The 24,646-nt window shown below is 45.0% G+C and carries 17 protein-coding genes, 1 tRNA gene, 10 pseudogenes and 1 riboswitch; of the genes and pseudogenes, 13 read left to right on the top strand and 15 right to left on the bottom strand.

Annotated elements, in window-relative coordinates:
* From rsxB to AC0L66_RS12655, 3 genes and pseudogenes are all read right to left on the bottom strand, one after another.
* Window positions 1-584, bottom strand: a pseudogene (gene rsxB / locus AC0L66_RS12665) (electron transport complex subunit RsxB).
* A pseudogene (gene rsxA, locus AC0L66_RS12660) lies at window positions 584-1,167 on the bottom strand (electron transport complex subunit RsxA). Before rsxA ends, rsxB begins: the two co-directional pseudogenes overlap by 1 nt.
* Before the next feature lie 314 nt (window positions 1,168-1,481).
* Window positions 1,482-1,557 (bottom strand) — tRNA-Asn (locus AC0L66_RS12655).
* Window positions 1,558-2,042: 485 nt separating this feature from the next.
* Between AC0L66_RS12655 and uvrB the strand changes: the two are divergent.
* The 3 genes and pseudogenes from uvrB (at window position 2,043) to AC0L66_RS12640 (ending at window position 5,931) form a co-directional block, all read left to right on the top strand.
* Window positions 2,043-4,063: pseudogene (uvrB, locus tag AC0L66_RS12650) on the top strand (excinuclease ABC subunit UvrB).
* 124 nt (window positions 4,064-4,187) lie between these two features.
* Window positions 4,188-5,587: pseudogene (gene luxO / locus AC0L66_RS12645) on the top strand (quorum-sensing sigma-54 dependent transcriptional regulator LuxO).
* The gene (locus AC0L66_RS12640) at window positions 5,584-5,931 is read left to right on the top strand and encodes an Hpt domain-containing protein (RefSeq protein WP_473567561.1); all 348 of its coding nucleotides are present in this window, start codon (window positions 5,584-5,586) and stop codon (window positions 5,929-5,931) included. Before luxO ends, AC0L66_RS12640 begins: the two are co-directional and overlap by 4 nt.
* Before the next feature lie 43 nt (window positions 5,932-5,974).
* Here the strand turns inward: AC0L66_RS12640 and yvcK are convergent.
* Window positions 5,975-6,907 (bottom strand): annotated as a pseudogene (gene yvcK, locus AC0L66_RS12635) (uridine diphosphate-N-acetylglucosamine-binding protein YvcK).
* Between the two features lie 173 nt (window positions 6,908-7,080).
* A riboswitch (molybdenum cofactor riboswitch) is annotated at window positions 7,081-7,229 on the top strand.
* Here yvcK and moaA point away from each other — a divergent pair.
* From moaA to moaE, 5 genes and pseudogenes are all read left to right on the top strand, one after another.
* A pseudogene (gene moaA / locus AC0L66_RS12630) lies at window positions 7,218-8,212 on the top strand (GTP 3',8-cyclase MoaA). (Overlaps the previous riboswitch by 12 nt.)
* 51 nt (window positions 8,213-8,263) lie before the next feature.
* A complete protein-coding gene (gene moaB / locus AC0L66_RS12625; RefSeq protein WP_250616973.1) occupies window positions 8,264-8,776 on the top strand; it encodes a molybdenum cofactor biosynthesis protein B in 513 nt (170 codons plus the stop codon).
* Between the two features lie 10 nt (window positions 8,777-8,786).
* Window positions 8,787-9,267 (top strand): annotated as a pseudogene (gene moaC, locus AC0L66_RS12620) (cyclic pyranopterin monophosphate synthase MoaC).
* A pseudogene (gene moaD / locus AC0L66_RS12615) lies at window positions 9,264-9,508 on the top strand (molybdopterin synthase sulfur carrier subunit). Before moaC ends, moaD begins: the two co-directional pseudogenes overlap by 4 nt.
* A gap of 1 nt (window position 9,509) precedes the next feature.
* On the top strand, window positions 9,510-9,971 hold the full coding sequence (gene moaE, locus AC0L66_RS12610) for a molybdopterin synthase catalytic subunit MoaE (RefSeq protein ID WP_265675241.1): 462 nt from the start codon (window positions 9,510-9,512) through the stop codon (window positions 9,969-9,971).
* 137 nt (window positions 9,972-10,108) lie between these two features.
* Here the strand turns inward: moaE and AC0L66_RS12605 are convergent, their stop codons facing one another.
* The 3 genes from AC0L66_RS12605 to AC0L66_RS12595 all read right to left on the bottom strand — a co-directional run bounded on the left by AC0L66_RS12605 (window position 10,109) and on the right by AC0L66_RS12595 (window position 11,740).
* The gene (locus AC0L66_RS12605) at window positions 10,109-10,915 is read right to left on the bottom strand and encodes a Cof-type HAD-IIB family hydrolase (protein WP_265675240.1); all 807 of its coding nucleotides are present in this window, start codon (window positions 10,913-10,915) and stop codon (window positions 10,109-10,111) included.
* Window positions 10,916-10,998: 83 nt separating this feature from the next.
* Window positions 10,999-11,445 carry a family 16 glycosylhydrolase gene (locus AC0L66_RS12600; RefSeq protein WP_473567558.1) on the bottom strand — a complete coding sequence of 149 codons (447 nt, stop codon included), beginning with the start codon at window positions 11,443-11,445 and terminating at the stop codon, window positions 10,999-11,001.
* Window positions 11,414-11,740, bottom strand: coding sequence for a LamG domain-containing protein (locus tag AC0L66_RS12595; RefSeq protein ID WP_473567557.1), 327 nt, complete (start codon window positions 11,738-11,740; stop codon window positions 11,414-11,416). Before AC0L66_RS12595 ends, AC0L66_RS12600 begins: the two co-directional genes overlap by 32 nt.
* Window positions 11,741-12,047: 307 nt before the next feature.
* Here AC0L66_RS12595 and AC0L66_RS12590 point away from each other — a divergent pair, with 307 nt between their 5' ends.
* From AC0L66_RS12590 to AC0L66_RS12580, 3 genes and pseudogenes are all read left to right on the top strand, one after another.
* Window positions 12,048-13,058 carry a glycosyl transferase family protein gene (locus AC0L66_RS12590; protein WP_265675238.1) on the top strand — a complete coding sequence of 337 codons (1,011 nt, stop codon included), beginning with the start codon at window positions 12,048-12,050 and terminating at the stop codon, window positions 13,056-13,058.
* A gap of 154 nt (window positions 13,059-13,212) precedes the next feature.
* The gene (locus AC0L66_RS12585; RefSeq protein WP_473567555.1) at window positions 13,213-13,638 is read left to right on the top strand and encodes a GNAT family N-acetyltransferase; all 426 of its coding nucleotides are present in this window, start codon (window positions 13,213-13,215) and stop codon (window positions 13,636-13,638) included.
* Between the two features lie 162 nt (window positions 13,639-13,800).
* Window positions 13,801-14,015, top strand: a pseudogene (locus AC0L66_RS12580) (CcdB family protein); the annotation flags it as partial.
* A 46-nt stretch (window positions 14,016-14,061) separates the two neighbouring features.
* Here AC0L66_RS12580 and AC0L66_RS12575 read toward each other — a convergent pair.
* From AC0L66_RS12575 to AC0L66_RS12540, 8 genes are all read right to left on the bottom strand, one after another.
* Window positions 14,062-14,817: a substrate-binding domain-containing protein gene (locus AC0L66_RS12575; RefSeq protein WP_473567553.1), complete on the bottom strand. Its 756-nt coding sequence runs from the start codon at window positions 14,815-14,817 to the stop codon at window positions 14,062-14,064.
* Window positions 14,818-14,861: 44 nt separating this feature from the next.
* Window positions 14,862-15,074 (bottom strand): LacI family DNA-binding transcriptional regulator, encoded by a 213-nt coding sequence (locus AC0L66_RS12570; protein ID WP_473569253.1) that lies wholly within the window; start codon window positions 15,072-15,074, stop codon window positions 14,862-14,864.
* A gap of 27 nt (window positions 15,075-15,101) precedes the next feature.
* Window positions 15,102-15,941 carry an inositol monophosphatase family protein gene (locus tag AC0L66_RS12565; RefSeq protein ID WP_473567551.1) on the bottom strand — a complete coding sequence of 280 codons (840 nt, stop codon included), beginning with the start codon at window positions 15,939-15,941 and terminating at the stop codon, window positions 15,102-15,104.
* Complete coding sequence (locus tag AC0L66_RS12560) at window positions 15,931-16,695, bottom strand: MBL fold metallo-hydrolase (protein WP_473567549.1); 765 nt, start codon at window positions 16,693-16,695, stop codon at window positions 15,931-15,933. The genes AC0L66_RS12565 and AC0L66_RS12560 overlap by 11 nt, the downstream gene beginning before the upstream one ends.
* Complete coding sequence (locus AC0L66_RS12555) at window positions 16,685-17,725, bottom strand: ABC transporter ATP-binding protein (RefSeq protein ID WP_473567547.1); 1,041 nt, start codon at window positions 17,723-17,725, stop codon at window positions 16,685-16,687. The genes AC0L66_RS12560 and AC0L66_RS12555 overlap by 11 nt, the downstream gene beginning before the upstream one ends.
* A 10-nt stretch (window positions 17,726-17,735) precedes the next feature.
* Window positions 17,736-18,479, bottom strand: a complete 744-nt coding sequence (locus AC0L66_RS12550; RefSeq protein ID WP_473567545.1) for a carbohydrate ABC transporter permease — start codon at window positions 18,477-18,479, stop codon at window positions 17,736-17,738.
* Between the two features lie 69 nt (window positions 18,480-18,548).
* A complete protein-coding gene (locus AC0L66_RS12545; protein ID WP_473567544.1) occupies window positions 18,549-19,415 on the bottom strand; it encodes a carbohydrate ABC transporter permease in 867 nt (288 codons plus the stop codon).
* A 69-nt stretch (window positions 19,416-19,484) separates the two neighbouring features.
* Window positions 19,485-20,705: an extracellular solute-binding protein gene (locus tag AC0L66_RS12540; RefSeq protein ID WP_473567542.1), complete on the bottom strand. Its 1,221-nt coding sequence runs from the start codon at window positions 20,703-20,705 to the stop codon at window positions 19,485-19,487.
* A 297-nt stretch (window positions 20,706-21,002) separates the two neighbouring features.
* On the opposite strand from AC0L66_RS12540, the gene AC0L66_RS12535 reads away from it, so the two are divergent.
* Together AC0L66_RS12535 and AC0L66_RS12530 are read left to right on the top strand one after the other, a co-directional pair.
* Complete coding sequence (locus tag AC0L66_RS12535; protein WP_473567540.1) at window positions 21,003-22,487, top strand: ricin-type beta-trefoil lectin domain protein; 1,485 nt, start codon at window positions 21,003-21,005, stop codon at window positions 22,485-22,487.
* 732 nt (window positions 22,488-23,219) lie between these two features.
* A pseudogene (locus AC0L66_RS12530) lies at window positions 23,220-24,156 on the top strand (reverse transcriptase N-terminal domain-containing protein); the annotation flags it as partial.
* Between the last annotated feature and the right edge of the window lie 490 nt (window positions 24,157-24,646).

Here is a 24,646-nt window from a genome sequence, read left to right as displayed (position 1 = left end):
CTACTGCTTACTTGGCTGAGTGTTTGGAGCGGTGACATTGACCACCGGAATGGCGTTAAGTTGCCATTTCCAAGAGTCGACGGTGGTCTGGACAGGAATCATTTCAATACAATCGGTTGGGCAAGGCGCAACACACAGGTCACATCCAGTACATTCATCCTTTTATCACGGTATGCAGCGCTTTTGTGCCGCCGACAATGGCATCAACCGGACAGGCTTGAATGCATTTAGTACAGCCAATGCACATATCTTCATGAATAAACGCGACTTTCTTCAGTGACTTTTCATCATCGTGAGCAGAGTTTTCGACTTCAACCCCCATTAAATCCGCGAGCTTTTCAATGGTTGCTTGACCGCCCGGAGGGCATTTATTGATCGCATCGCCATTTGCGATAGCTTCTGCATAAGGCTTACACCCCGGGTAACCACATTGACCACATTGTGTTTGTGGCAAAAATGGCATCGATCTGTTCGACGATAGGATCCGCTTCTACTTTAAATTTGATGGAGGCGAAACCAAGGATAGCGCCAAAAAAGGCGGCGAGAACGACAATCGCCGCTACTGCAATCATGATCGTCGTCATTACAGTTTCACCAAGCCAGTAAAGCCCATAAAGGCAAGAGACATAAGCCCAGCGGTGATCATGGCGATGGATGCGCCTTTAAAGGGGGCGGGAACATCGGCAGCCGTGATGCGTTCACGCATGGAGGCAAATAGAATTAATACCAATGAAAAACCGACCGCGGCACCAAAACCATAAATAATGGATTCCATGAAGTTGTGATTTTCATTAATGTTGAGTAATGCAACACCTAAGACGGCACAGTTAGTCGTGATAAGCGGCAGGAGAAATACCCAGCAGACGATACAAGGTAGGGCTGGTTTTGTGAACGACCATTTCAGTAAACTGCACAACAACGGCAATGACGAGGATAAAACTCATGGTTCTTAGGTACTGGATACCAAGAGGAATGAGTATGTAAGTTTCGACAAGGTAGGCACACACAGAAGCCAAAGGTGAGGACGAACGTCGTCGCTAACCCCATGCCGATTGCGGTTTCAAGTTTTTTTGATACACCCATGAAAGGGCATAAACCAAGAAATTTTACCAGTACAAAGTTATTGACGAGGACTGTGCCCACAAGCAATAGGAAATATTCGGTCATAATAGTAAGTGTAAAGAGCTCCGATCTGGTTATTATCGTGCTTTTGATGTAGCTAATAACAACCAATGAAAGATAAGGTTTTATTGGTTTGTCGTAAATTTATTGGTTTCTAGCCAATTTGCTGGGCTTCTGGTCAACATTGTGTGCCTCTTGTGAGCAATATGGGTTCTGCCTTAAATGGTTAGCGTTTAGCGATATTGACTTGTTTTACGAGAGGTTGCTCACTTTAGATGTGATGACGTGTGTCAAAGATAGTCGAATTGATTGCACCTAGAACGAAAAAAGCCGCATCAAATGATGCGGCTTTTCGAATTTGGCTCCCCCTGCAAGACTTGAACTTGCGACATACGGATTAACAGTCCGCCGTTCTACCAACTGAACTAAGGGGGAATTGCTTTAGCGCGGCGAATATTAGCGATAGCACGGTTTTGAGTCAATGGTTTTTTCAAAAAAATAAAAACAAAATATTCTTAGAAATATCTTTACTTTCTTGAATGCCTTATCCGCTATGAGATGTTTTTAGTTATCCACCAAAATTGTGGATAAGAGTGTTAATTGTCCGGTACAAAGGTTGATAACTGATATAAATGAAAATAAGGCATGTGAATAACTTACAGGGTGTGTGTTGTAATTTATTGATTCTATTGCTTGTTTTTAGATTGAAAAAATAATTGAGAGAGTTGAGTAATTCTCATAGTTGAGAGAGTTATGAAAATTTGGGGACAAACCGTGGATGAAATTTAGTATCAGCACATGGTAGCTTGGAACAGAAGGGCGATTAATATACCTAAACATGGAGAAAAGCGAGCAAAAGAGTTGCAAAAGTAGCGGAGTAACGGCGACAATATGAGCGGGATAAACAAAGGACCGGTATCATGGCAAAACACTTCGAATTAGTTTCAGACTATCAGCCCTCAGGCGATCAGCCTACTGCCATTGAGCAGTTGCTGGAAGGTCTCGATTCTGGCCTTGCGCATCAAACTTTACTGGGGGTCACGGGGTCGGGTAAGACGTTTACTCTGGCAAATGTAGTCGCAACGGCTCAGCGTCCTGCCATCATCCTTGCTCTAATAAAACACTGGCTGCGCAATTGTATGGTGAGATGAAGGCTTTTTTCCCGAACAACGCGGTAGAGTACTTTGTTTCTTACTATGATTATTACTCAACCAGAAGCGTATGTGCCGACAACGGACACCTTTATTGAAAAAGACTCGTCTGTTAACGCACACATTGAGCAGATGCGTTTGTCTGCAACCAAAGCATTACTTGAACGTAAAGACGCCATTATTGTCGCGTCTGTTTCTGCCATTTATGGCCTTGGTGATCCGCAGTCGTACTTAAAAATGATGCTACACGTGACGCGCGGGATGTGCTGGATCAGCGAGATATTATCCGCCGCCTGGCTGAGCTACAGTATTCACGTAATGATGTCGCATTTGAACGTGGTCAGTTCCGAGTTCGTGGTGAGGTTATTGATGTATTCCCCGCTGAATCTGATCAAGAAGCTGTCCGTATTGAGATGTTCGATGATGAAATCGACTGTATTAGCCTTTTTGACCCGCTCACAGGCGTTGTCGTTCAGCGTGACCTTGCACGGTATACGATTTATCCTAAAACCCACTATGTCACCCCAAGAGAGCGTATTCTTGAAGCGATCGAAGAGATAAAACTAGAACTGAAGTCTCGCCAGGCTTATTTAACGGACAATAATAAATTGCTCGAAGAACAGCGGATTTCGCAGCGTACTCAGTTCGATCTTGAGATGATGAATGAGTTAGGTTTTTGCTCGGGCATTGAGAACTATTCACGTTATTTGAGTGGTCGTGGTGCGAGCCGCCGCCAACACTATTCGATTACTTACCCGCTGATGGCTTACTGATCATCGACGAATCCCACGTGACCGTGCCGCAAATAGGGGCGATGTATAAAGGCGACCGCTCTCGCAAAGAAACGCTAGTCGAATACGGTTTTCGTTTGCCATCGGCGCTGGATAATCGCCCGATGAAGTTTGACGAATTTGAAATGCTGGCACCGCAAACGATTTACGTGTCTGCAACGCCGGGCAATTATGAAATGGAAAAATCCGTGGGTGCAGTGGCCGATCAAGTTGTTCGTCCTACTGGTTTGTTAGATCCAGAACTTGAAGTGAGGCCTGTTGCAACACAAGTGGATGATCTGCTTTCAGAAGCTAAAAAACGAGCGGCGAAAGATGAACAGAGTCTGGTGACGACGTTAACAAAGCGTATGGCGGAAGACGACCGAGTATCTGGAACATGGTGTCCGCGTTCGTTATTTGCACTCTGATATTGATACCGTAGAACGCGTTGAGATTATCCGCGATCTTCGTTTAGGTGTGTTTGATGTGCTTGTCGGTATCAATTTGCTGCGAGAAGGGCTTGATATGCCAGAAGTCTCATTGGTCGCGATTTTGGACGCGGATAAAGAAGGTTTCTTACGCTCTGAACGTTCGCTAATTCAGACGATTGGTCGTGCGGCAAGGCACTTAGAAGGGCGTGCTATTTTGTACGCGGATAAGATCACTAAGTCGATGGAAAAAGCAATGAGCGAAACCAGCCGACGTCGTGAAAAACAGCACGCCTACAATGAACTCAACGGACTGGTTCCAATGGCATTGAAAAGGAATGTTAAAGATATTATGGAGCTGGGCAGCGCAACAAAAGCGCGCAATAAGCAACCGTCTAAGCAAGTGCCATTATCAAAAGTCGCAGAACCATCACAGACTTATGTTGCGATGTCCTCTCAAGACATAGAAAAGAAAATTCTGGCGTTGGAAGCGGAGATGTATCGACATGCTCAGAACCTTGAATTTGAGCAGGCTGCCCAAAAACGCGATGAAATAGAGAAACTTAGAGCACATTTTATTGCGAATAGTTAACAGTGCTCACTATCTTTGGTAGTGTGCTTAAATATCAGTCATATAAATACTGGTCATAGATTGAAATTAGCCCTAGACGTCGTGCTTAGCCTGTACTCGTCTTTCACGATATTAGTTAGGAATTATGCAGCAGATTATTAGTGAGCCTAAATCTCGTTATCTTTTAATGGTAGAAGATACCGCCTCCGTCGCCGCGCTGTATCGCTCATATCTGACACCGCTAGGTATTGATATTAATATCGTCGGCAATGGACGAGATGCCATCCATAGTCTTGCTCACCGCACTCCGGATTTAATACTGCTCGATTTGCGTCTACCGGATATGACCGGAATGGATGTTCTTGATGCCGTTCGCGAAGTGAACCCTAACGTGCCGGTCATTTTTATGACCGCCCATGGTTCCATCGATATCGCTGTGGATGCGATGCAACATGGCGCGCAAGACTTCTTAATCAAACCTTGTGAAGCAGACCGATTGCGTGTCACGGTGAATAATGCGATTCGTAAAGCGTCAAAAAGACGAGACGAACTGAATGAAACCGGTAGTCCAAGTTACCAAGGCTTTATTGGAAGTAGTCAGACAATGCAGGCGGTGTATCGTACTATCGACTCCGCGGCGACCAGCAAAGCCAGTATCTTCATCACTGGTGAAAGTGGCACTGGCAAAGAAGTGTGCGCGGAAGCAATTCACGCCGCCAGTCGACGTGGTGATAAACCATTCATTGCGATTAACTGTGCTGCCATCCCTAAAGATCTGATAGAAAGTGAGTTATTTGGTCACGTTAAAGGTGCATTTACCGGAGCGGCGACCGATCGCCAAGGTGCGGCTGAGCTGGCCGATGGTGGCACGTTGTTTCTTGATGAATTGTGTGAAATGGATTTAGAGCTTCAAACTAAATTGTTGCGTTTTATTCAAACCGGAACTTTTCAAAAAGTCGGCTCGTCACGAATGAAAAAAGTGACGTCCGGTTTGTTTCTGCGACAAACCGAGATCCATGGAAGGAGGTGGAACAAGGGCGTTTTCGTGAAGATCTGTACTATCGGTTATATGTGATACCGCTGCATTTGCCGCCGCTTCGGGAGCGGGGTGAAGATGTCATTGAAATCGCGTACTCATTGCTTGGTTTCATGTCGCACGAGGAAGGTAAGAGCTTTGTTCGTTTTTCTCCTGATGTTATTGATCGGTTTATTCAATATGAATGGCCGGGCAACGTGAGGCAGTTGCAAAATGTCCTGCGTAACGTGGTGGTGCTCAATCAAGGTAAGGAGATTTTATTGGGTATGCTACCTCCGCCGCTCAATATTCCCGTAGAAGTGAAAGTGAAGGCCATTGAGCCTATCGTTAGCACGACTTTTCGACCGCAAGATATTGTTCCGCTATATCAAAGTGAACGAGCGATCATTGAACAAGCGATTGAAGCCTGTGGCGGCAATATCCCAATAGCAGCGGGCTATTTAAGTGTTAGCCCGTCCACTCTTTATAGAAAAATTCAAGCATGGAATGCCAGCGAGAAAAACACATGAATTATATGAATCACGATAAAGTGAAAAAACTAGGTTCTGAAATAGGTATGGATAATCTGCCTATTTTACTTGGCATTTTTACTGGTGAGCTCGTGACTTATCAAACCCAATTAACGACGGGGACACCGAGTGAGAAAGTGATGTGCATGAAAGACATTTCCCATGCGTTAAAAAGCAGTGCGGCGAGTTTTGGTGCAGAGGCGTTATGTGATTTCGCACTCGCTATTGATAGCGAGGCAAAGGGAGAGGCACTAGCGATCAATCAACATCGTATTGATGTCATGCTCACTCATTTACAAGCAACGCATGAGCAATATATCGAATTTTTGAACGGTTTAGATTGAAACGGTTTAGGTTGAATCAAAGGTAGACCTAGATGAAAAGCATCTAGGTCTCACGTTCGCAATCACTTCCGCCAGCGCGGCTTGACTCAGTTGATAGCAGCGAGGTGATAGCGTGTTTCAACTTTTCACGGTCATGGCGCCAATCTCGATTGGGTGAAGCAAGCGGTCGTGTGATGCATGGCCAGTCGTCGATCAGTTCAGGGTGCGCTTCTTCGCCAAGAATAATATCTAGCTTGCGCCCTTGTAATGCGCGCTCGCACCACTCTAGTTTTTGCTTCAACGTCATTCTTCCTGCCGGTCCGTATTCTGGTGACAAGTTCTCAACAAAAACAATTTTCGCATGCTTGTTTTGATTCATTGCCTTGCTAACGTCCGCGAGTAGCAACGGCGGCATGATACTGGTTAAAAAGCTTCCTGGACCAAGGATAATGCAATCCGCTTGCAATATGGCTTCCACCGCTTCTTTTGTTGCGGGCACGATCGGGTCTAAGTCTAAGCGTTGTAAATCTTGCTCCATTTCATCGACGGAGGTTTCACCAGTGACCCAGCTTCCTTCGACCGATAGCGCGGTAAGGTCAGAAGGGTGTTCAGACATGGGAATAATATTCACGTCAACTTTCAGCATGCTTCGGATTAAGTCGATGGCTTCTAACAAGGAACTGACAAGTTATCGAGAGCGGTGAGCATGAGGTTGCCCAGATTGTGACCGTTAAGCTCTCCGGCACCACGAAAGCGGTATTCAAACATCATCGAGCTAAATAGAGGGCTCTGTAATCAACTGATTGATGCAGTTGCGAGTATCGCCCCAAGCTATGCCACCTTGGCAGTCACGGATACGACCAGTGGAGCCACCATTATCGGTTGTAGCAACAATTCCCGCTGCGTTTGAACCAAAATCAGCCAATGCTGCCAACATACGTCCTAGCCCATGACCGCCGCCAATTGCCACGACTTTGTTTGATGAATATATGCTCATCTTATTCTTCTTTTATGATTTATTTTATCTATATAAGATAAGGTAATTTGTTCAACTGATATACTCAGCTACAATAAAAATGATGAATATGTAAGGTTTTTTTACATTAGAGGTAGAAAACCATACTGTAATTGAGTATTTTACTCGTAAAGCTGTCCTCGTGAAAATAGCGAAGATTGCCATAACTCCGAGCCTCTACACGCTAAGTCTTCGCTGGTATAAGCCAAGATACGCCTCTAGAGCCAGTGACAAGTTGTCACCAGGGCAGGATTGGAAATGATCTTGCCTCCCGTATTTGGAAAGGTGTTCCGTGGCGCAACAATTTGAAGATAAATTCCATCGCAAGTTTTATTACTTGCGCTTGTCTGTTACCGATGTGTGTAACTTTAAATGCACTTATTGCCTCCCTGATGGCTATAAGCCGCCCGGTCATAAACGACCGCATTTCTTCTGACGCTTCCAGAAATCAAGCGCGTAGTCACTGCGTTTGCGGACTGTGGTACGTCTAAAGTGAGGATCACTCTATGGTGAGCCTAGTTTAAGAAAAGACTTTCCAGAGATTATCGAAACCGTTGCCAATACGCCAGGTATTGTCAAGGTTGCGACGACGACGAATGGCTATCGTATGGCTAAACAGGTCGATCAATGGCAGAGTGCTGGTCTAACGCACATTAACGTGAGCGTAGATAGTCTTGACCCTCGTATGTTTTATCAAATAACGGGTGAAAATAAGTTCACCGACGTGATGCAAGGTATCGACCAGTGCCCTTGAAATTGGCTACAACCAAGTCAAGGTAAACGTTGTTTTGATGAAAGATCTCAATGCCAAAGAGCTTCCTGCTTTCCCTTCGTTGGATCAAAGATCGTCCTATTCAGTTACGATTCATTGAGCTGATGCAAACGGGTGAGATGGATGACTTATTTCAAAAGCATCATGTATCCGGTGTTGATATTCGAAATCAACTCATTGCTAATGGTTGGATTTTAAAAGCCAGAAGTGAAAACGATGGTCCTGCTCAAGTGTTTGTGCACGCAGACTATCGTGGCGAGATTGGTTTAATCATGCCTTATGAAAAGAACTTTTGTGAAAGCTGCAATCGCCTAAGAGTATCTGCCATGGGCAAACTGCATTTGTGTCTGTTTGGCGAGCATGGCGTAGAGTTACGCGACTTGTTGCAACAAGACACTCAAGAACAGGCATTGATCGAGCGCATTCAAGCGCAACTGCAAACGAAATCAGTGAGTCATTTTCTACAGGATGGAAATTCTGGAATGACACCTCACTTAAGCTCAATTGGCGGCTAGCCTCTAGCCGCTCCATAAATGATAAATAAATTTTGATAGGGTGAACAAATCATGGGTCACGCAGAAAGCAAATTTGTGCCTGCTAACATTGCAGTGTTAACCGTTTCTGACACACGTACAGAAGACAATGATACATCGGGTCGCTATTTAGTTGAGAACTTGCAAGACGCAGGTCATACCCTTGCAGACAAGAAAATTGTTATCGATGATATCTACCAAATTCGCGCCATTGTTTCTCAGTGGATTGCCGACGAATCGGTACAGGCCGTGATGATCACGGGTGGTACAGGGTTTACATCACGTGATAGCACGCCAGAAGCCTTGGTTCCTTTGTTTGATAAGCAAGTGGAAGGTTTTGGTGAGCTATTCCGTCAAGTTTCTTATGAAGAAATTGGGACTTCAACAATCCAATCTCGCGCTATTGCAGGTTTTGCGAATCACACGGTGATTTTTGCGATGCCAGGTTCAACAGGTGCTTGCCGTACTGGTTGGACGAAAATTATTAAGCAGCAGATGGACGCGAGCCACCGCCCTTGTAACTTTATGCCACATCTAAGTATCTAAGGGAGCTGGAATGTCAGAGTTTACTCATATTAATGCGTCAGGCGAAGCCAATATGGTGGACGTTTCTGCCAAAGCAGAAACCGTACGCGAAGCTCGCGCAGAAGCGTTTGTTCACATGGCACCTGAAACATTAAAGATGATTACTTCTGGAAATCATCACAAAGGTGACGTGTTTGCGACTGCCCGTATCGCGGGTATTCAAGCAGCGAAGAAAACATGGGATCTTATTCCGCTATGTCACCCGTTGCTGCTATCCAAGGTTGAAGTTCAACTAGAAGCAATCGAAGCCGAAAACAAAGTTCGTATAGAGTCTGTGTGTAAGCTGGCGGGTAAAACTGGCGTAGAAATGGAAGCCCTCACTGCGGCGTCTGTGGCGGCTTTGACGATCTATGACATGTGTAAAGCTGTGCAGAAAGATATGGTGATCGAGAACGCTTCGCTTACTTGAAAAGACAGGTGGCAAGTCGGGACATTTCAAGGTGGAATCATGATTAAAGTACTGTTTTTTGCACAAACACGCGAGTTGCTAGGTACTGACAGCGTCGAGCTTGAAGGTGAGTTTTCATCCATCGAAGCGGTACGAGCCCATTTAGCCAATCAAGAAGGTAAGTGGTCACTTGCTCTTGAAAGTGGCAAGTTACTGGCTGCGCGTAATCAAGATATTGTTGCGATGACTGAAGCGGTGAAGGATGGTGATGAAATTGCCTTTTTCCTCCTGTAACGGGTGGCTAATATGAATCCTAGAGTAGCAGTACAAGCCGACGACTTTAACGTGGGTGAAGAGTATGATGCATTAGCTCAAGGTACCGCATCAGGCGCTGTGGTCACGTTTGTCGGCAAGGTTCGAGATATGAATCTGGGAGACGATGTCGTGGGGCTGTCACTCGAGCACTATCCAGGTATGACGGAAAAGTCACTGGAAGCGATCTGTGATGAAGCTGAAAACCGTTGGTTACTCAACGGAATCCGTGTGATTCATCGTGTTGGTGATATGGACGCAGGCGATCAAATCGTGTTTGTTGGGGTATCGAGTGCGCATCGTGGTGCGGCGTTTGAAGCGTGCGAGTTTGTGATGGATTATCTGAAAACCAAAGCACCCTTTTGGAAAAAAGAACGCACGACTCAGTCGACGCGCTGGGTTGATTCAAGAGAGTCAGACGCCCAAGCAGCATCAAGATGGCAACAAGAAGATTGAGCCAAAAGCATTAATATCCATGACAAAAAAGGCACGGTTAACCGTGCCTTTTTTGTGCGCGATATTCTTATACGCAACATTCTTATACGCAAGTTTTATGCGCAATGTGTTTATACGCAATAGTAGAGCCTGCCACGCTATTTAAGCGTGGCTAAGTACGCACTAATCACCTGTTGTACACCTTGTTCGGCGTTGCTTGGTGCATTAAATTTTGCGAACGTTTTGACTTTTTCATGGGCGTTGTCGACGGCGTAAGAATGATAGCTAGCTTGCAGCATTTCAACGTCATTAAAGTAATCACCAAAGCTCATGGTTTGTTCGTGCGTAAAGCCAAGCGTTTTTTGGAGATGACGAATCGCTGTACCTTTTGAGGCTTCGACATTCATCACATCAAGCCAGATTTTGGCACTCACCACGACTTGGTGATCATGGCCAAACTCTTGATTTATAGCGGGATATACATGTTGTTCTGTGCCGTCAAAATGACAAATAGCGACCTTAATAAAGTCGTCTTCAACACTGAGTAGATCGGAGACAGATTCACGGCGATGGTAGTATTTCGCCATTTCTTCAAGCGCCTGCTCATCCTGTGTTTCTATATAAGCCGTTCGCTTGCCACAAAGTACAATATGCGCATTAGGAATCTTGCGAACTTCGCTAATAATACGATGAATAGCGTGTTTCTCTATTTCACAGCTGTAAAGCTCTTTACCTTGGTGCATGACCAGTGTGCCGTTTTCAGCGATGAACATCATCTGGTCTTGGATTGGCGCAAAGGTTTCTAATAGGCTGTAGTATTGACGACCTGAAGCCGCACAAAATATGATGCCGTTATCGTTAAGTTGACGATGTAGGTTAAAGAAATCGGTATCAAGTTTTCCTTGTGGGTTAAGCAAGGTCCCGTCCATATCGGAGGCAATAAATTTTATTTCGTTGGTCGGCATTTTTGCTTTCTCATAAAGGGTACGCACGCATTATAGAGTGATTCACTTTTATGGCATAGGGCGTGGGATCAATCGTCGCCATACTATTGGTGACATCGAGACGCTTTGTAAAGAAAGTTTCGATAGTAGGCTGAGTGTTTGATGCCTATCTCAGTGCTGTACTGTCCAGCCCAATTACTGATTTCTGGGTTGACGGCCCATACGTTCATCATGGCTCGGAGTTTAGTATCGGATTTCATCGGAATCGGCAGTCGCTTTGAGTGTCTGACTTTATAGACGACTTGACCATCAATCAACCAGCGGATTGCGCGTCGATTCCACTCAATAGCGTAGGTATGAAAGTCTTCAGCGGCATCAAAATCTAGATAGTGAATATATTCATTTTTCTGTTGGTAATTGTCATCGTTGGTCCAGAAGTTGAATTGAACAAGGTTGGTATTAGAACCGAGAAATTCAATATCAATTTCGTTGTGTAAACCATTGCCCCCGTCAGGTTGGTCATGAGGGCTTACTGAATAAGAAAAAGGCACTGATCACTCCATCCGCTTTGACAGGTTTCATGTCGACTTGAAAGCAACCATTACCATAAAAGTCGAGCGTTCGTATTTCACCGGACACGATATCTAAGTAACCATGACTGTCTTCGGTGTTTTCCAAATGTATAGCCATCCCTTCAGGGCCAAAATCGATTTGGCTATTTTGCCAACGGTTGAGAAACGGAAAGCCATTCTCCCAATCATGAGCGAGAAACCAACGTTGATCGTCGAGTTGATGAAAGTCGTCAGAAAATGGCACTTCAACACCGAATGTCTCGGTTGCAGACAATGAAGTGAGGCCTATAGGTTAAGAGGAGTAGGGATTGCTTTTTCATTGACGATTTCCTTGAGTTGGTTGGCGTTATTCTTCCGTGAACATTAATTAGTGTGACGGTTTTTCCGAGTGTTTGACGTCTAGTTTTTGAGAAAAACGAATAAGATGACGTAACGCAAGCTTACTATTTTCAATATTTGGTTGCTAAGTGACTGTCGAAATGGGCATTTTTAGCGGTGAGTCAAAAATTAGGGTTACGAGTCGCGTTTGCTGAATTACAATCAGGTTATCAGTGTCACTAAACGCAAGATAGGGAATGAACTTGTCGATTATTAAAGAATGTATCAGAACCGTTGGACGAGGCTCACGAGGTCGAGGCCCACTAACGCAGGAACAAGCCAGATTGGTTATGGAGCAATATGTCGAGGGTAAGATCGACGATGATCAAGTGGCGATGTTGTTAATGCTGATTCGAGTGAGAGATGAAACTGCCGAAGAAATCGCAGGTTTTGTGGAGGCACTGAAGCCGAAGAATCATCAGGTACAAGCCGATTTCGACTGGCCACTATACGCAGGTAAGCGAGTTGGCCAAACGTCTGGTAAGCCTTGGCATTTATTGGCTGCAAGTATTCTCGCTGAAAATGGCGTAAAAGTGTTACTCCATGGCGATTTGGATAAAGAAAGTGAGCGTATTCATGCTCGCGATTGCCTGTCGTCACTCAATATCACCAAAGCAGACGACATTGAGCATGCTGGGCAAATGTTAGCGCAGCAAAATATCGCTTATTTACCGTTGAGTCACGTTTCGCCATTAGCGAAGCGAATGCTAGATTGGAAGCATCGTTACGGATTAAGAACGCCTATCAATACAGTGATAAGAGCACTGAACCCGGCAAATGCCCCCTATGGAATGAGAGGCAGCTTTCATCCAGGTTTTCAAGAGTTACATGCACAAATCGAGCACTTACTCGTTCGTCATGCGGGCAGTGAACATGAATACAAGCGTATGTTGTCTTTTAAAGGACAGTCAGGGGAAACGGAGTTTAACCCTAAGGTAAGTCAAACCGTGTGGTGGGTAGAAGGCGATTCGGTGCATTCAACCTATATTGAAGAGACCATGCAGGACAGAGAAGTACCGAAATATTGTCCGTTTGAGACGCCGCAAGAAGAATGGCAACTCATGGCTAATACCGTCGTGGCAACGCTAGCCGCGGCACTGTTCACCATGTCAGGCGATTATTCATTGTCCGTGTCAAAAGCTGAATCGTATTGGTCAGCGTATTGTCGTAACACTTATATGACGGATTTAAGCCAGCCTTTGAAAACGTGCTAAGTCATGAATAGCAGTTTGCCGTATTATTTGAGCAAACGGCTATCTAGGCGCTAGCGGGCTGCCTTCTGAGTAACCAGAGCGCTCGTTTTGGTTACTCGCTATTGTGCCTGCCGTCATGTTCATCGTTTTATTCATTTTCCAAGGAATTAAATGAATGATGCCTAAAATCAGCTTGTTGCAAGTTGATGAAAACTCGCCGCTAATTAGTGCCTTAGCGCTCATGTTTCACTCTAAATGGTCTGACTTTAAGGAGAGTGACTTAGGCATTTCAAATCCAGAAGTGCCATTACCCATTGCTGCAGTATCAGACGGTCAGCTAGTGGGTGGCTTAGCTTTTTCGCTATTTGAAGAGCCGGGATGCACTCATAAAGTCGTTTGGCTTAACGCCGTCTATGTTAGGTGTGACTTCCGTGGGCAAGGAATAGCAAGCCAGTTGATTCGATATGCTCAAAGACAACTCAACCCCTCTAAATCTGGTCTGTATGCATACACAAATGTTCCAGCCCTGTATCAATCACTGGGTTGGTCAGAGGTTGATACAGAGTCGGAGCCAAACCATAAAGTCATGCGCATATCCTGACACTCTCACTGCGGGTTTAACGGGTAGGCGTGGTTGGTCTAAATTATTTTTCCCCCATAGTGTGCCAGAGTAGGATTGAGCCTAATTTCAAACCCTGCAATTTAAGTGACTTTTTCTCATGCAAAAAACTCTATCTATGTGGCAAAATTTGATAATTCACTACAGTTGGTTATTCCGTTGACACCGTCCGACTTACTAGAGAAAAAGGCACCAAGTCATCTTTGTCCAGTCATTCATATTGATGAAGGTGATTTCGTAATTCTCACCCACCAGTTGGCTAGCATACCGACAAAAACTTCTGCGTGAGCCAGTAAACGATTTAAGCACTTTTAGATGAGATCATCGCTGCTATCGACTTTTTGATCACAGGCATATAACGTCGCGTTAGGAGTCTCTCTTAAACACGTCGGAATAGGCACCAGATCAGGTTCTGCGCACCTTTAATATGGGAGAAACTCGGGTGTAGATTTGAGTATCGTGGTGATTCGACCAGATCTGATTGAGCTTTTCCATTACGGTTTTGGCTATTTCATTGACTGGTTGGACAATGGTTGTGAGTTGGTAGCCTTGCCACGCCGCTTGGGGAACATTATCGCAACCAACGATTCGCAACTGTTCTGGCACCGGGATACGAGCAATATCGCGACAGCTGTCTAAGACGCCCATGGCGAGTGCATCTGATGCGCAAAAAATACCGTCAAGATCTCGTATTACTTCTATCTCTCGGATGGCTAACTCAAAACCTGCAGAATAACCGTAGCTTTGTGCGCACAAACGTTGTGGGGTAAAGCCAAGCTGCTCTTCTACGACGCTTTTAAAACCTTGATAGCGTTCATTTGAGGCTGAGCCGTCTTGTCGGCCCGCAATAAATCCTAGCTTTGTTATGCCTAGGCGAATCAAGTGTTCAGCAGCGAGGCGACCAGCTTGAATATTGTCGGTTTGAACAGAGGGAATGATGCCTCGTTCGTCTGCTCGTCCCAGTGTAACAAGAGGCAAAGAGAGCCTTAGGCATTGCTCGAATCCCTCGACTGGGAGAGATCCCGCGACAGCAATTACGCCATCAACTTGATAACCAGAGATGCGTAATATGGCTTGCTCTAAATCTTGCTCGTGCTTAACGTTGAGCAGCATAGGCTGCTTGCCATTTTTCTGAAGTATGTTGGAGAGGACCTCAAACAAATGCGACTGATACGGGTTTGAAAAATCGCTGATCAGTATGGCAACTAAGTTTGACCGTTTTTTTTGTGCTGGGTACTCAAGGTTCGAGCAAAGAAATTGGGTTGGTAGCCCAGTGTCTTTGCTGCCTCAAGAATTCGGTCACGTTTGTCAGCTTGAATGCTCGCACCTTCGGTAAATGCTCTTGAAACGGCTGATCGAGAGACGCCAACATACTCGGCAACATCTAGCGCAGTAACGGCTTTATTCGTGCTATTAATAAACGGACTCCTTTCGAATTTTCTGGTTTATATCGTGGCCACCAAATGGCTGGCACAATTGTTCCAGTCTAGACCCTTGGGCCATGCCCACATTGGGCCAGTATAAGTGGTGGTGAGTGGCGGGGCTACCGCTAAGTCTACTTCGGCGCAGATTAATTGGGCTGCGAGTACATCCCAAATATACACGTGTCCCATGTAGCATCCGTCTAGCTCTCCGCAGGCAACTTGTGTCATTGACCAAGCTGCAGAGCCACTCACACGAACCTGATCGCCGTTCTCAATGAGCCATTCTGTGTTGAATAAGTAGCCTTCGGTAACCTTTGGTTTGTAATTAAGATTGAGCCCAATAACCAGTTCTTTGTGTGAAAGTGGCCTTGGCCTTAAGGGATGGGTCTCTCCATTTTTAATTTCGTAGGCTCCTTGCCCACGACTAGCTGCGACTACTCGCTTTTGTATTGGGTTAGCGATCACGCCAAGACATACGCCGTCTTGGTCTAGGAAGGCGATACTAATAACAAAATCGCCATGCCCATAGAGAAAATTCGTCGTGCCATCAATGGGGTCTATTACCCAGCAAGGAGCGGTTAACTCCCCACCAAGTTCCTCGCCAAAGAAGTGATGCGTGGGATAAACCTGGCTTAGAGCTTGGCGAATGAACTGTTCTACCTCTCGGTCAGCTTCCGATACCCAGTCGTGGTGCCCTTTTGATTCCACTGACAGATGACGTCGATTGTTAAACCATGTCATTGCAATGGTAGCGGCGTCATTAGCAATCTCTATGACGGTGTTTAACATGGTATGAAGATCATCACTTGGTTGAGTTTGATTTGAGCTTGAGAAGTTCGAACCTATTTGATTAAGCGACATTGCTGTTTCTCCAATGATTGATAGCAACCAGAATCTCACCTTCTTTTGCCAGTTCAAACTCAGAACTATGCTGGGTTGCCATTGAAAGCGGCGAGCGCACAGCAGGTTCAATATGATAGAGCTTCCACTGACTACCCGATTTAACTTTAACATCGGAGAGTTGTGTCCATGAACCGTGACTAATATGAGGTGCGATCGTCTCACACTCTGCAAAGACTAGATCGCTCTCGCAGGCCAGCTGTAGACTCTTCCCTGTCAATTGGCCATCACCAGAGTAGAGTAGTTGATGGCCTAGGGAAGAGGTCAAATGCAGGCTCAAATTACTGACGGCATGTTGCGTTGGCGCGGTTTGAGCATCCCACGGTCCAATCGTCGTTAATGTTTCACTCTCACACCATTCAATCTCATAACCCAAGGTATCGACTGGCCAGTGTGCAAAATGAACCAAAGGCTCGATAATCGCCTTTTGTTCACGTTGAACAATGAGTTTGATTGGTCGTGAACGCTGCTTTGAGTCCATCCAATTCAGCAGTGTGGTTAACCCCAAGCAGTGATCGGGGTGCGAGTGGGTAATGTAGATGGCATCGAGTTCATGGCAACTTAAATTGCAGCGAAATAGGGCGGCTGGCACGGTCGGGCCGCAGTCGATTAATAGTGTGAATTCGCTTTGCTTGACGATAACACTGGCGTTGGTGTGCTCTCCATCATAGGCATCTCCAACCCCAAGCGTATGTACCTTAAAATCATGCGGCATGAGAAACCTCTACATCGAATACTCGTTGCTTGTTGTCGTCAAACCAATGTTGCACTGAATCAGGCAGATTGATAGGCAGAGCGTCACCCACGTCATACCGCTCATCACTTTCTACAATGAAGGCTGAACCGTTTAAATGCCCATAATAGAGGCGGGCATACCCAAGCGGCTCCATCACTTCTACGGTCATTGTGCAACTTGGATTATTGGCATCGACACAAACCTGGCTTGGGCGAAGTCCGACAGATGTTGCCCCTTTAGGTGCTAAGCCTTGATGAGTGAGAACTTCATAGGCTTCAGCTGGCAGGAAGTTCATGACTGGCGAACCAATGAATGATGCAACGAATTTGTTCTGTGGCCTGTTATACAGGTCTTCAGGCGTCCCTATTTGCTCAATCATTCCTTTGTTGAGCACCACGATTTTGTCCGCTAGCGTCATGGCTTCAACTTGATCATGGGTTACATAAACCATAGTTGACTTGAGCTTTTGGTGTAACTGTTTCAAGTAAAGGCGCATTTCACTACGCAATTTTGCATCTAGATTAGACAGCGGCTCATCAAATAGGAAAAGCTCTGGATTTCTCACAATGGCTCGGCCAATAGCTACTCTTTGTTTTTGCCCGCCAGAGAGCTCACTTGGTAAACGTTCGAGAAGCGAAGTGAGTTGTAGACTTTCGGCTGTGGATTGCACCTGAGAATCGATGTTCTCTTTGGACTCTCCTGCCATTTTTAGCGGAAAACCAATGTTTTTTTTCACCGTCATGTGCGGGTAGAGGGCGTAGGACTGAAATACCATCGCCACTTCACGCTCAGAAGGGTGTACGCGATTCAAAATCTGCTCGTTGAGAATCATGGTGCCCTTGGTGATACTTTCTAAACCAGCAATCATACGAAGAAGTGTCGATTTACCGCAGCCTGATGGGCCGACAAACACGACAAACTCACCGTCGTTGATGGTTAAGTTGACTTCAGGGATTACGGTATGGTCACCGTAGGTTTTATGGATATTTTTTAGTTGTAGTTTCGTCATGATTAATTCCTTATTTCAGGCCCATCGAAAAGCCGCGCAGTAGATATTTTTGCATATAGCTGGCAAGAAAAAGCATAGGAACAGAGGAGATAATGCCTATCACCATAAGCTCGCCCCACGCAGTGCCGTCTTCTGTCATGAAGTTAGAAATGAACAGCGGGATGGTAAACTTGTCCGGTGTGTGCACGAAAAGAAGTGAGAATAAAAACTCGTTCCATCCCAAAATCATGGCAAAAATAGACGTCGCAACCAGACCTGGGGCACAGAGTGGAAATACAATATATTGAAGACGCTTGAACAAATGAGCGCCATCCATTGAGCCTGCTTCTTCAATCTCTAGAGGGACGTCACGAATGAAGCCCAACAGCATCCAAATACAAAAGGGCAGGGTATAAACCTGATACGCCAGTACCAGTCCGAGCTTGCTATTTAGCAATCCTAGTTGGTTCATTAATGAATACAGCGGAATAGCAACCACTATCGGCGGCATCATCTTGATGATTAGAACTGACAACAAAAACAGGGTATCCAGTTTGGCTGGAAAACGGTATCGAACCAACGTATAGGCAGCGAAGAACGCCACAATAACGGAAACGACCGTCGCAGATAGCGATACCAACACCGTGTTACTGATTAGGGTAAATAGATCCCCTTTCCATACCTTTAGAAAGGATTCGATAGTCAGTGTGGAAGGTAATAGCGCTGCACCAGAATGTAAGATTTCCGCAGGCGATTTAAAGGCGGTGCCGAACATCCAAATAATGGGAAGTAAAAACAGACCTAGTTGCAGACCAGACGGAAAAGGTATGAAGGCGTGTATTCATTATTTTCCTCCTTTCATTACGTGTTTGGCGTAGATAAGAGTCATAGAGAGTGAGATAGCAAGCATGACTAGCGATGAGGCGCTCGCCATTCCTAAGTCAAAGAATCGGAAACCATATTTGTAGACAAACATAGATAGCGTTTCGGTGGCGTTCCCTGGGCCTCCTCCTGTCATCACGTAAACCTTGTCAAATAGCTTAAAGGTGTCGATAGAGCGTAGAAGAAAGGCCAGTAATATTTGTTTTTGGATGAGTGGTAAGGTGATGTAGAACGTCGATCTCCAGCCTTTTGCACCATCGACCATTGCGGCTTCGTTGATGTCTTTCGGCACTGATTGCAGTCCAGCGAGAATAATAAGAAATGCCATTGGTGTCCATTGCCAAGTATCAACAATTGCAATGGCAAATAGAGCTAAGTCTGGGTTAAACAGCCATTCTTGTGCAGGCAAACCGATTGACACCAAAACGGCGTTCAGCAGGCCGAAATCATAGTGATACCAAGAGCGCCAGATCGACGAGCAAACCAAGGTGGAGATCATCATCGGGTAGATGATGATGGGCAAGGCAAACCTTCGGCCAGGAAAGTGGCGATGAAACAGCAAGGCTAACGCCAAACCAAGCAGAACCTGAGCGGTTGAGGCAACTAATGTAAAAACGAACGTGTTCTTTATCGCAGCGATAAAGAAGAAGTCATCGAAGAGTTCGTTGAAGTTCGCGAAACCAATAAATTGATAGCCGCCACGTTCGTTATTTAAGCTGAAGAACGCATTGTAAAGCACCGATAAAATTGGGTAGACAGTGAGTAAACCAAGCACGAGTACTGCAGGGAGCAGCAACACAGTGAGCTGGTTACGATTTTCAAACAACATATAAAAGCCTAAAAGCAGCCAGCGGTATCAACGACACTGGTCAATACCGATGACATTCATTATGAGTAATTACGATTTAACGACACGATTGATGCGTGTATGAGCTTGCTTAAGGGCTTGCTCTGCCGTCATTTGCCCCATCATCGCTAACTGTAAGAAGTCACCTAAGATACTTTCAACTTCGGCCCAGTTATGAATTCTAGGGCGCGCCTTACCCGTAGAGAGTGCTTTGGCCTGTTGTGGATACCAACGATACTTGCTCACCACATCGTCATCAAAGTAAATGCTGTTACGCGTTGGAGGCATGCCGTAGTCGAGAGCTAGTGCTTTTTGAATATCGGCGCTGGTTGCAAATTTTAAGAACGCCTCAGCCTCTTGCTTGTTGTTCGAGTCCGAAGGAATGGCGAGCTGCCATATACCAAGCATTGGAGCTGGGCTTCCGACTTCTGCTGGCGGTGCCATGATTTCCATGTCGCCCACAACGTTGGAAACGTTTGCGTTATCTAGGTTAGGCACCCACGCTGGCCACACTTCAATCGCCATTGCCGCAGTGCCTTTTTGTAAGGAATCACGCACTTCATCAGCGTTGTATACATCGACGCCTCTTGGTGCAAACTGCTTCATAGCAAGGAAGGTTTCTAAAGCTTCAACGGCCTCTTTAGAGTCGAGAGTTGAGCGGCCATTCTCGTCGACCACATCAGCGCCATATCCCCATAGTATTGGTAGGAAACCCGTCACGATAGGGTTGCCTTTTACCCCACGAAAAACCACGCCGTTAGTGTCACTTGATTCACTGATGGTTTTTGCTGAATTGAGAACGTCTGTCCATGATGTTGGCTCTGAAAGATCATGCTTTGCAAACTCTGCGCGATTCCATGCGAACATCGCTACATTCCCCACCATAGGCATCGCATAAGCTGGGCCGCTAGCATCTGGATAGCGGCCAATGTCAAATGACGCTTGAACAAAGTCAGTATCCTCTACCGAGCTAGACAGTGGTGCTAACCATTGGTTGGTTAAAAATTCAGGTGCCCACGTATCGTCCATAAGGATCACATCGTAATGACCAGTTTGTTCACGCATGGAAAGAACTGTACTTTCATACAACCCTTTGGTTGGGCGTTTAACCAAGGTTACCTTCGTCTCTGGCGCAACCTTGTTGTACTCACTCACGACAAATTCCATGGCTTCGCCATAGCTGCTATCGCGACTTGCAATTACCAGTTCACTAGCAGTGACTAATGGTGTTATGGCGATAATTGCCGAGGCAATGATTGCTTTTCGGAACATGACGTTCTCCTTTTTTAATAAGTTATGCATGATTGCACGCGTGTTCATTTGATTGGTTGTTAAGTTAGTCTATGAGCATGACAAACCCGTGACGGTGAGATGACCGGAATGTTGATTTTTAGTTACATAGACGAGACAGGTAAGTGTTAGATAGTTATTCTCCTGAATTTTAAGCAGTTTTACGATTTCCTAGAAGATCTCAATGTCTAGAGTTAACTTTCATGCAAGTGCCACGAATGCTTAATAATTAGGCAGTATCTTCGTTGGTAAGTGAATGCGTGTGCAAAAGGAGGAATTATGCGTAACTTGATTGTAGGGGTCGGAGTATTGATGTTATCAGCAACGGCGTTAGGTAATGATCTTAGAGCAAACCATATTGATCCTAATAAAGATAGATTTAGTGATATCTACTATATGCAGCAACACAATACGCAAGATTATGGGGATAGACTAACCGACTGGTTAGACGCTGGTATGGGCGCAATTGAACTCGATATTATTGATAGGGGAAAGTGGGAAAATGAAGCTAAGGGGCCTTACGTTTCTCACAGTATGAACCCGGGTAATAAGAACTGTTCGAATACTGGCGACACTCGCTTAGGACATTGCTTCGATGATGTTATTCAATGGGTCAATGATAATAACCCTGACTATCCCATCGTGATTTTGGTTGATTTAAAAGTGAGTTGGGATCCTGCAGGGGCATGGAATTGGGATGAAGTTGGGATGATTGATCATTGGATAGGGGATTATTTAGGCAGTCATCAATACCGTTTTTCAGATTACTTAAATCATCACTTATTGCCATTGGCTAGACAACATAATCCACAATGGGCAACAAGCCCTTCGAGTAATGTAAGAGCGATGACTAGGGCTTACGATTGGCCACTCGTTCGCGACTTGGCGGGGAAAATCATTGTTGTACTGACCGGAGGTAAAATTGGCTCTAAGAATGAAAACTTCTGGTATGGGTATAATTGGGTTATTGATAATAAAGGTGTGTACCCGTCAACTTTTATGTGCCCAGAAGGGAGTTCGATGGGTCATGTGAAAGTAGGTGGGATGTTAGACGGTTTAAGCAGTGTAGGCTCTCAAAGGTTTATTTGTAACAACATGAGCCAGAGTAAGCATTATCAAAATGTTGCCAATGAAGTGGCAAATAACAACCAGATGATGCATATCTGGGGTAATTCACCCGTACACTCAGAGACGTTTGAATATAATCACATTGCCATTGCACATGGTGTTCAATTCATAAACCGTCAAAAAGATTACCCGAGCCAACTAGAAACGTGGAGTGGTGCAATCCCATTTGTAGGCGTTAGGCGATCATTACCAGGCTTCTTCTCAATTAAAAATAAGAGCAACGGTTTGTGCTTAGATGTGGAGGGGGCAAATTATAAAAATGGCACTCGGGTGGTATCATATCCTTGTACAAACTCGAATAATCAACAGTTTGTTTATACCGCAGAGTCTCAACTGAGGCCAAAAGGGCACTCTAAATATTGCATTGATGTTAAAGGTGGTAAAGCAGGGAATACCAAAGATGTGCACATTTGGGATTGTGATGGCGGAACAAGTGAACGTTGGAGTAGTAAACCCAATGGGAGTTTTACCAATTGGCATAGTTATAGTGGGGGCGACAGGGGGAATGGCTACTGCCTGGATTCCAAAGGCGGAGGTAGTATGACGCCTTACCATATATACTCATGTATGGGCTATAACAGCAACACTCGATTTGAACTAATTCCACAGCCTATGTGGACAGATACTCATCAGTAGTACTACCTAATCATTAGTTGGGCGTGTCACATATAACTGTGGCACGCTGTACTTGGTTTGTAACTGATGAGGGTATTTGGCCAGTTCTCTTGTATGCAATAATTCAAGAAATCTGAATAATCAAAGAGCACAAACGATCGTAACTTGAAATTGCCCGTGCGACCTGAAGTCGTATGAAGCGTTGTTCACCACGAAAAGAGTGAACCATCTGTATCACCAGATGACCCTAGGATTCTGAATAAAGTAGCGAATCCGACAATGTAACGAAACTTAGCCGTTAGGCTTAGTGGGAACAGAATCGTGAGAGAATGTTCCTCCTGAAAACCACAATTCGGGTAAGTGCAAGGGAGTCAGTATGATGAACGTATGTGAATCCATTTAAGGTGCGTTATACGATGAAGCAGCGGAAGTGGTTAATACGCTGTGGCCAAAATGGCAATGAGAGTCGGAAAGGAGTTGGGCATTGCCCTTTCGTGATCAGAGTACTCTCCGCACTAGAGTGGGCATCTAAGCTGACATTTACCTAACATACGGAACAGGGTAAGCCTGTATCACTCCCTATGGGAAAACCTCTGTGGCCGATAGTGGTTCAGGTAGAGGAGGTTGGAAAAAGCGAAGCTGTATTGTAACGATGCAGATACAGACTTGTGTCTGATCACGAAAGTGAGCCCACTTCCAACTGGTCTCCCGTTGCGAGAGAATTTGAAGAACTTTATTCAAGGAGAAATGCAAATGATGATTTCAACCGAGATTAGTACCTCTCCTGACAGCACTCAATGGCAGTCAATCGACTGGAAATCCATTGAGTTGCATGTGTTAAAGCTTCAGATGCGTATCGCAAAGGCAACACGAGAAAGTAAACACGGCAAAGTGAAAGCGTTGCAGTGGACACTGACTCATTCTCGTTCAGCAAAGCTTCTTGCTGTGAAGCGAGTATCACAAAATAAAGGCAGTAAAACGGCTGGAATAGACGGTGTCATCTGGAATACAGATACACGCCGCATGAAAGCAGTCAATCAATTGAGTAGAAAGGCCTATCAAGCCAAACCTCTCAAGCGTATCTACATCCCCAAAAAGAATGGCAAACTCAGACCGCTGGGGATCCCATGCATGATAGACAGAGCGCAGCAAGCACTCCATTTACTTGCATTGGAGCCAGTGTCAGAAACACATGCCGACTCAAACAGTTATGGATTTAGACCTAACCGTAGCACTGCTGACGCCGTCGATCAGTGCTTCAAATGCTTAGCTCTGAAGAAATCTGCAAAATGGGTTCTTGAAGGAGATATTAAATCCTGCTTCGACAAAATTGGGCATCAATGGCTTTTAAACAATATCGCCATTGATAAACGTATGTTGGAACAATGGTTAAAGTCTGGCTTTATGGATAAAGGGCTGTTTTATCGCACCGACGAGGGTACGCCGCAAGGAGGGGTTATATCCCCGACCTTGATGGTAGTGACTCTTGCTGTTCTTGAGAAACCTGCATGAACTCATCAAAAAGCACGCAACAATCCCCGTGAATGATCTTATCAAACTGATAAATCCGAAATTACGGGGTTGGGCTAACTATTACCGTCATTGCGTTGCTAAACAGGTATACGGATATGTTGGGCATAAACTATTCTATGCATTATGGCACTTGGCAACAAGTGTCGTCCACCCGACCTTTGTGAGTTGACATGATCAGTTGCATGATTAAGAGTGAAGTCTCTTGTCATTTAAAGTTATGGGCCTCTATAGAATGGTTTTGACTCAAAAGATGAAGCGTATTATCGCCAAAGTAAGTTTATGCACTATCGCTATCGCTGCTCAGTTTAGTGCGTTCTTTAGTCCAGAGAGAATCATTGGCTACCCGTTTAATTTTGTTTCTTATAATGGGAAGTTTGATACTTATACTTTTTTTGGTCTAGGTTTTCTTATTCACTTATTTTTTGGGTTTTCATTATTTATATCTTCCTTGCAATCATGAAACGGTTGCTTTCAGACTCTAGAGCATAACTACCCAAGTTCTTTGTGTTAGACGAGGGGCAACTACGCGTAGCTCAAAAATATGATATGGCAGAGTTTTGTAACTCGAAAATGTCCAGAAATGTGTCTGTGTGATCTATTTTACTTTGAATTTTAATTCGATTAATGATGGTTTATGGAAGGCCCCT

This window comes from Vibrio sp. GJ43-1, assembly GCF_055808835.1.
This window is presented reverse-complemented; position numbering and strand designations above follow the sequence as displayed.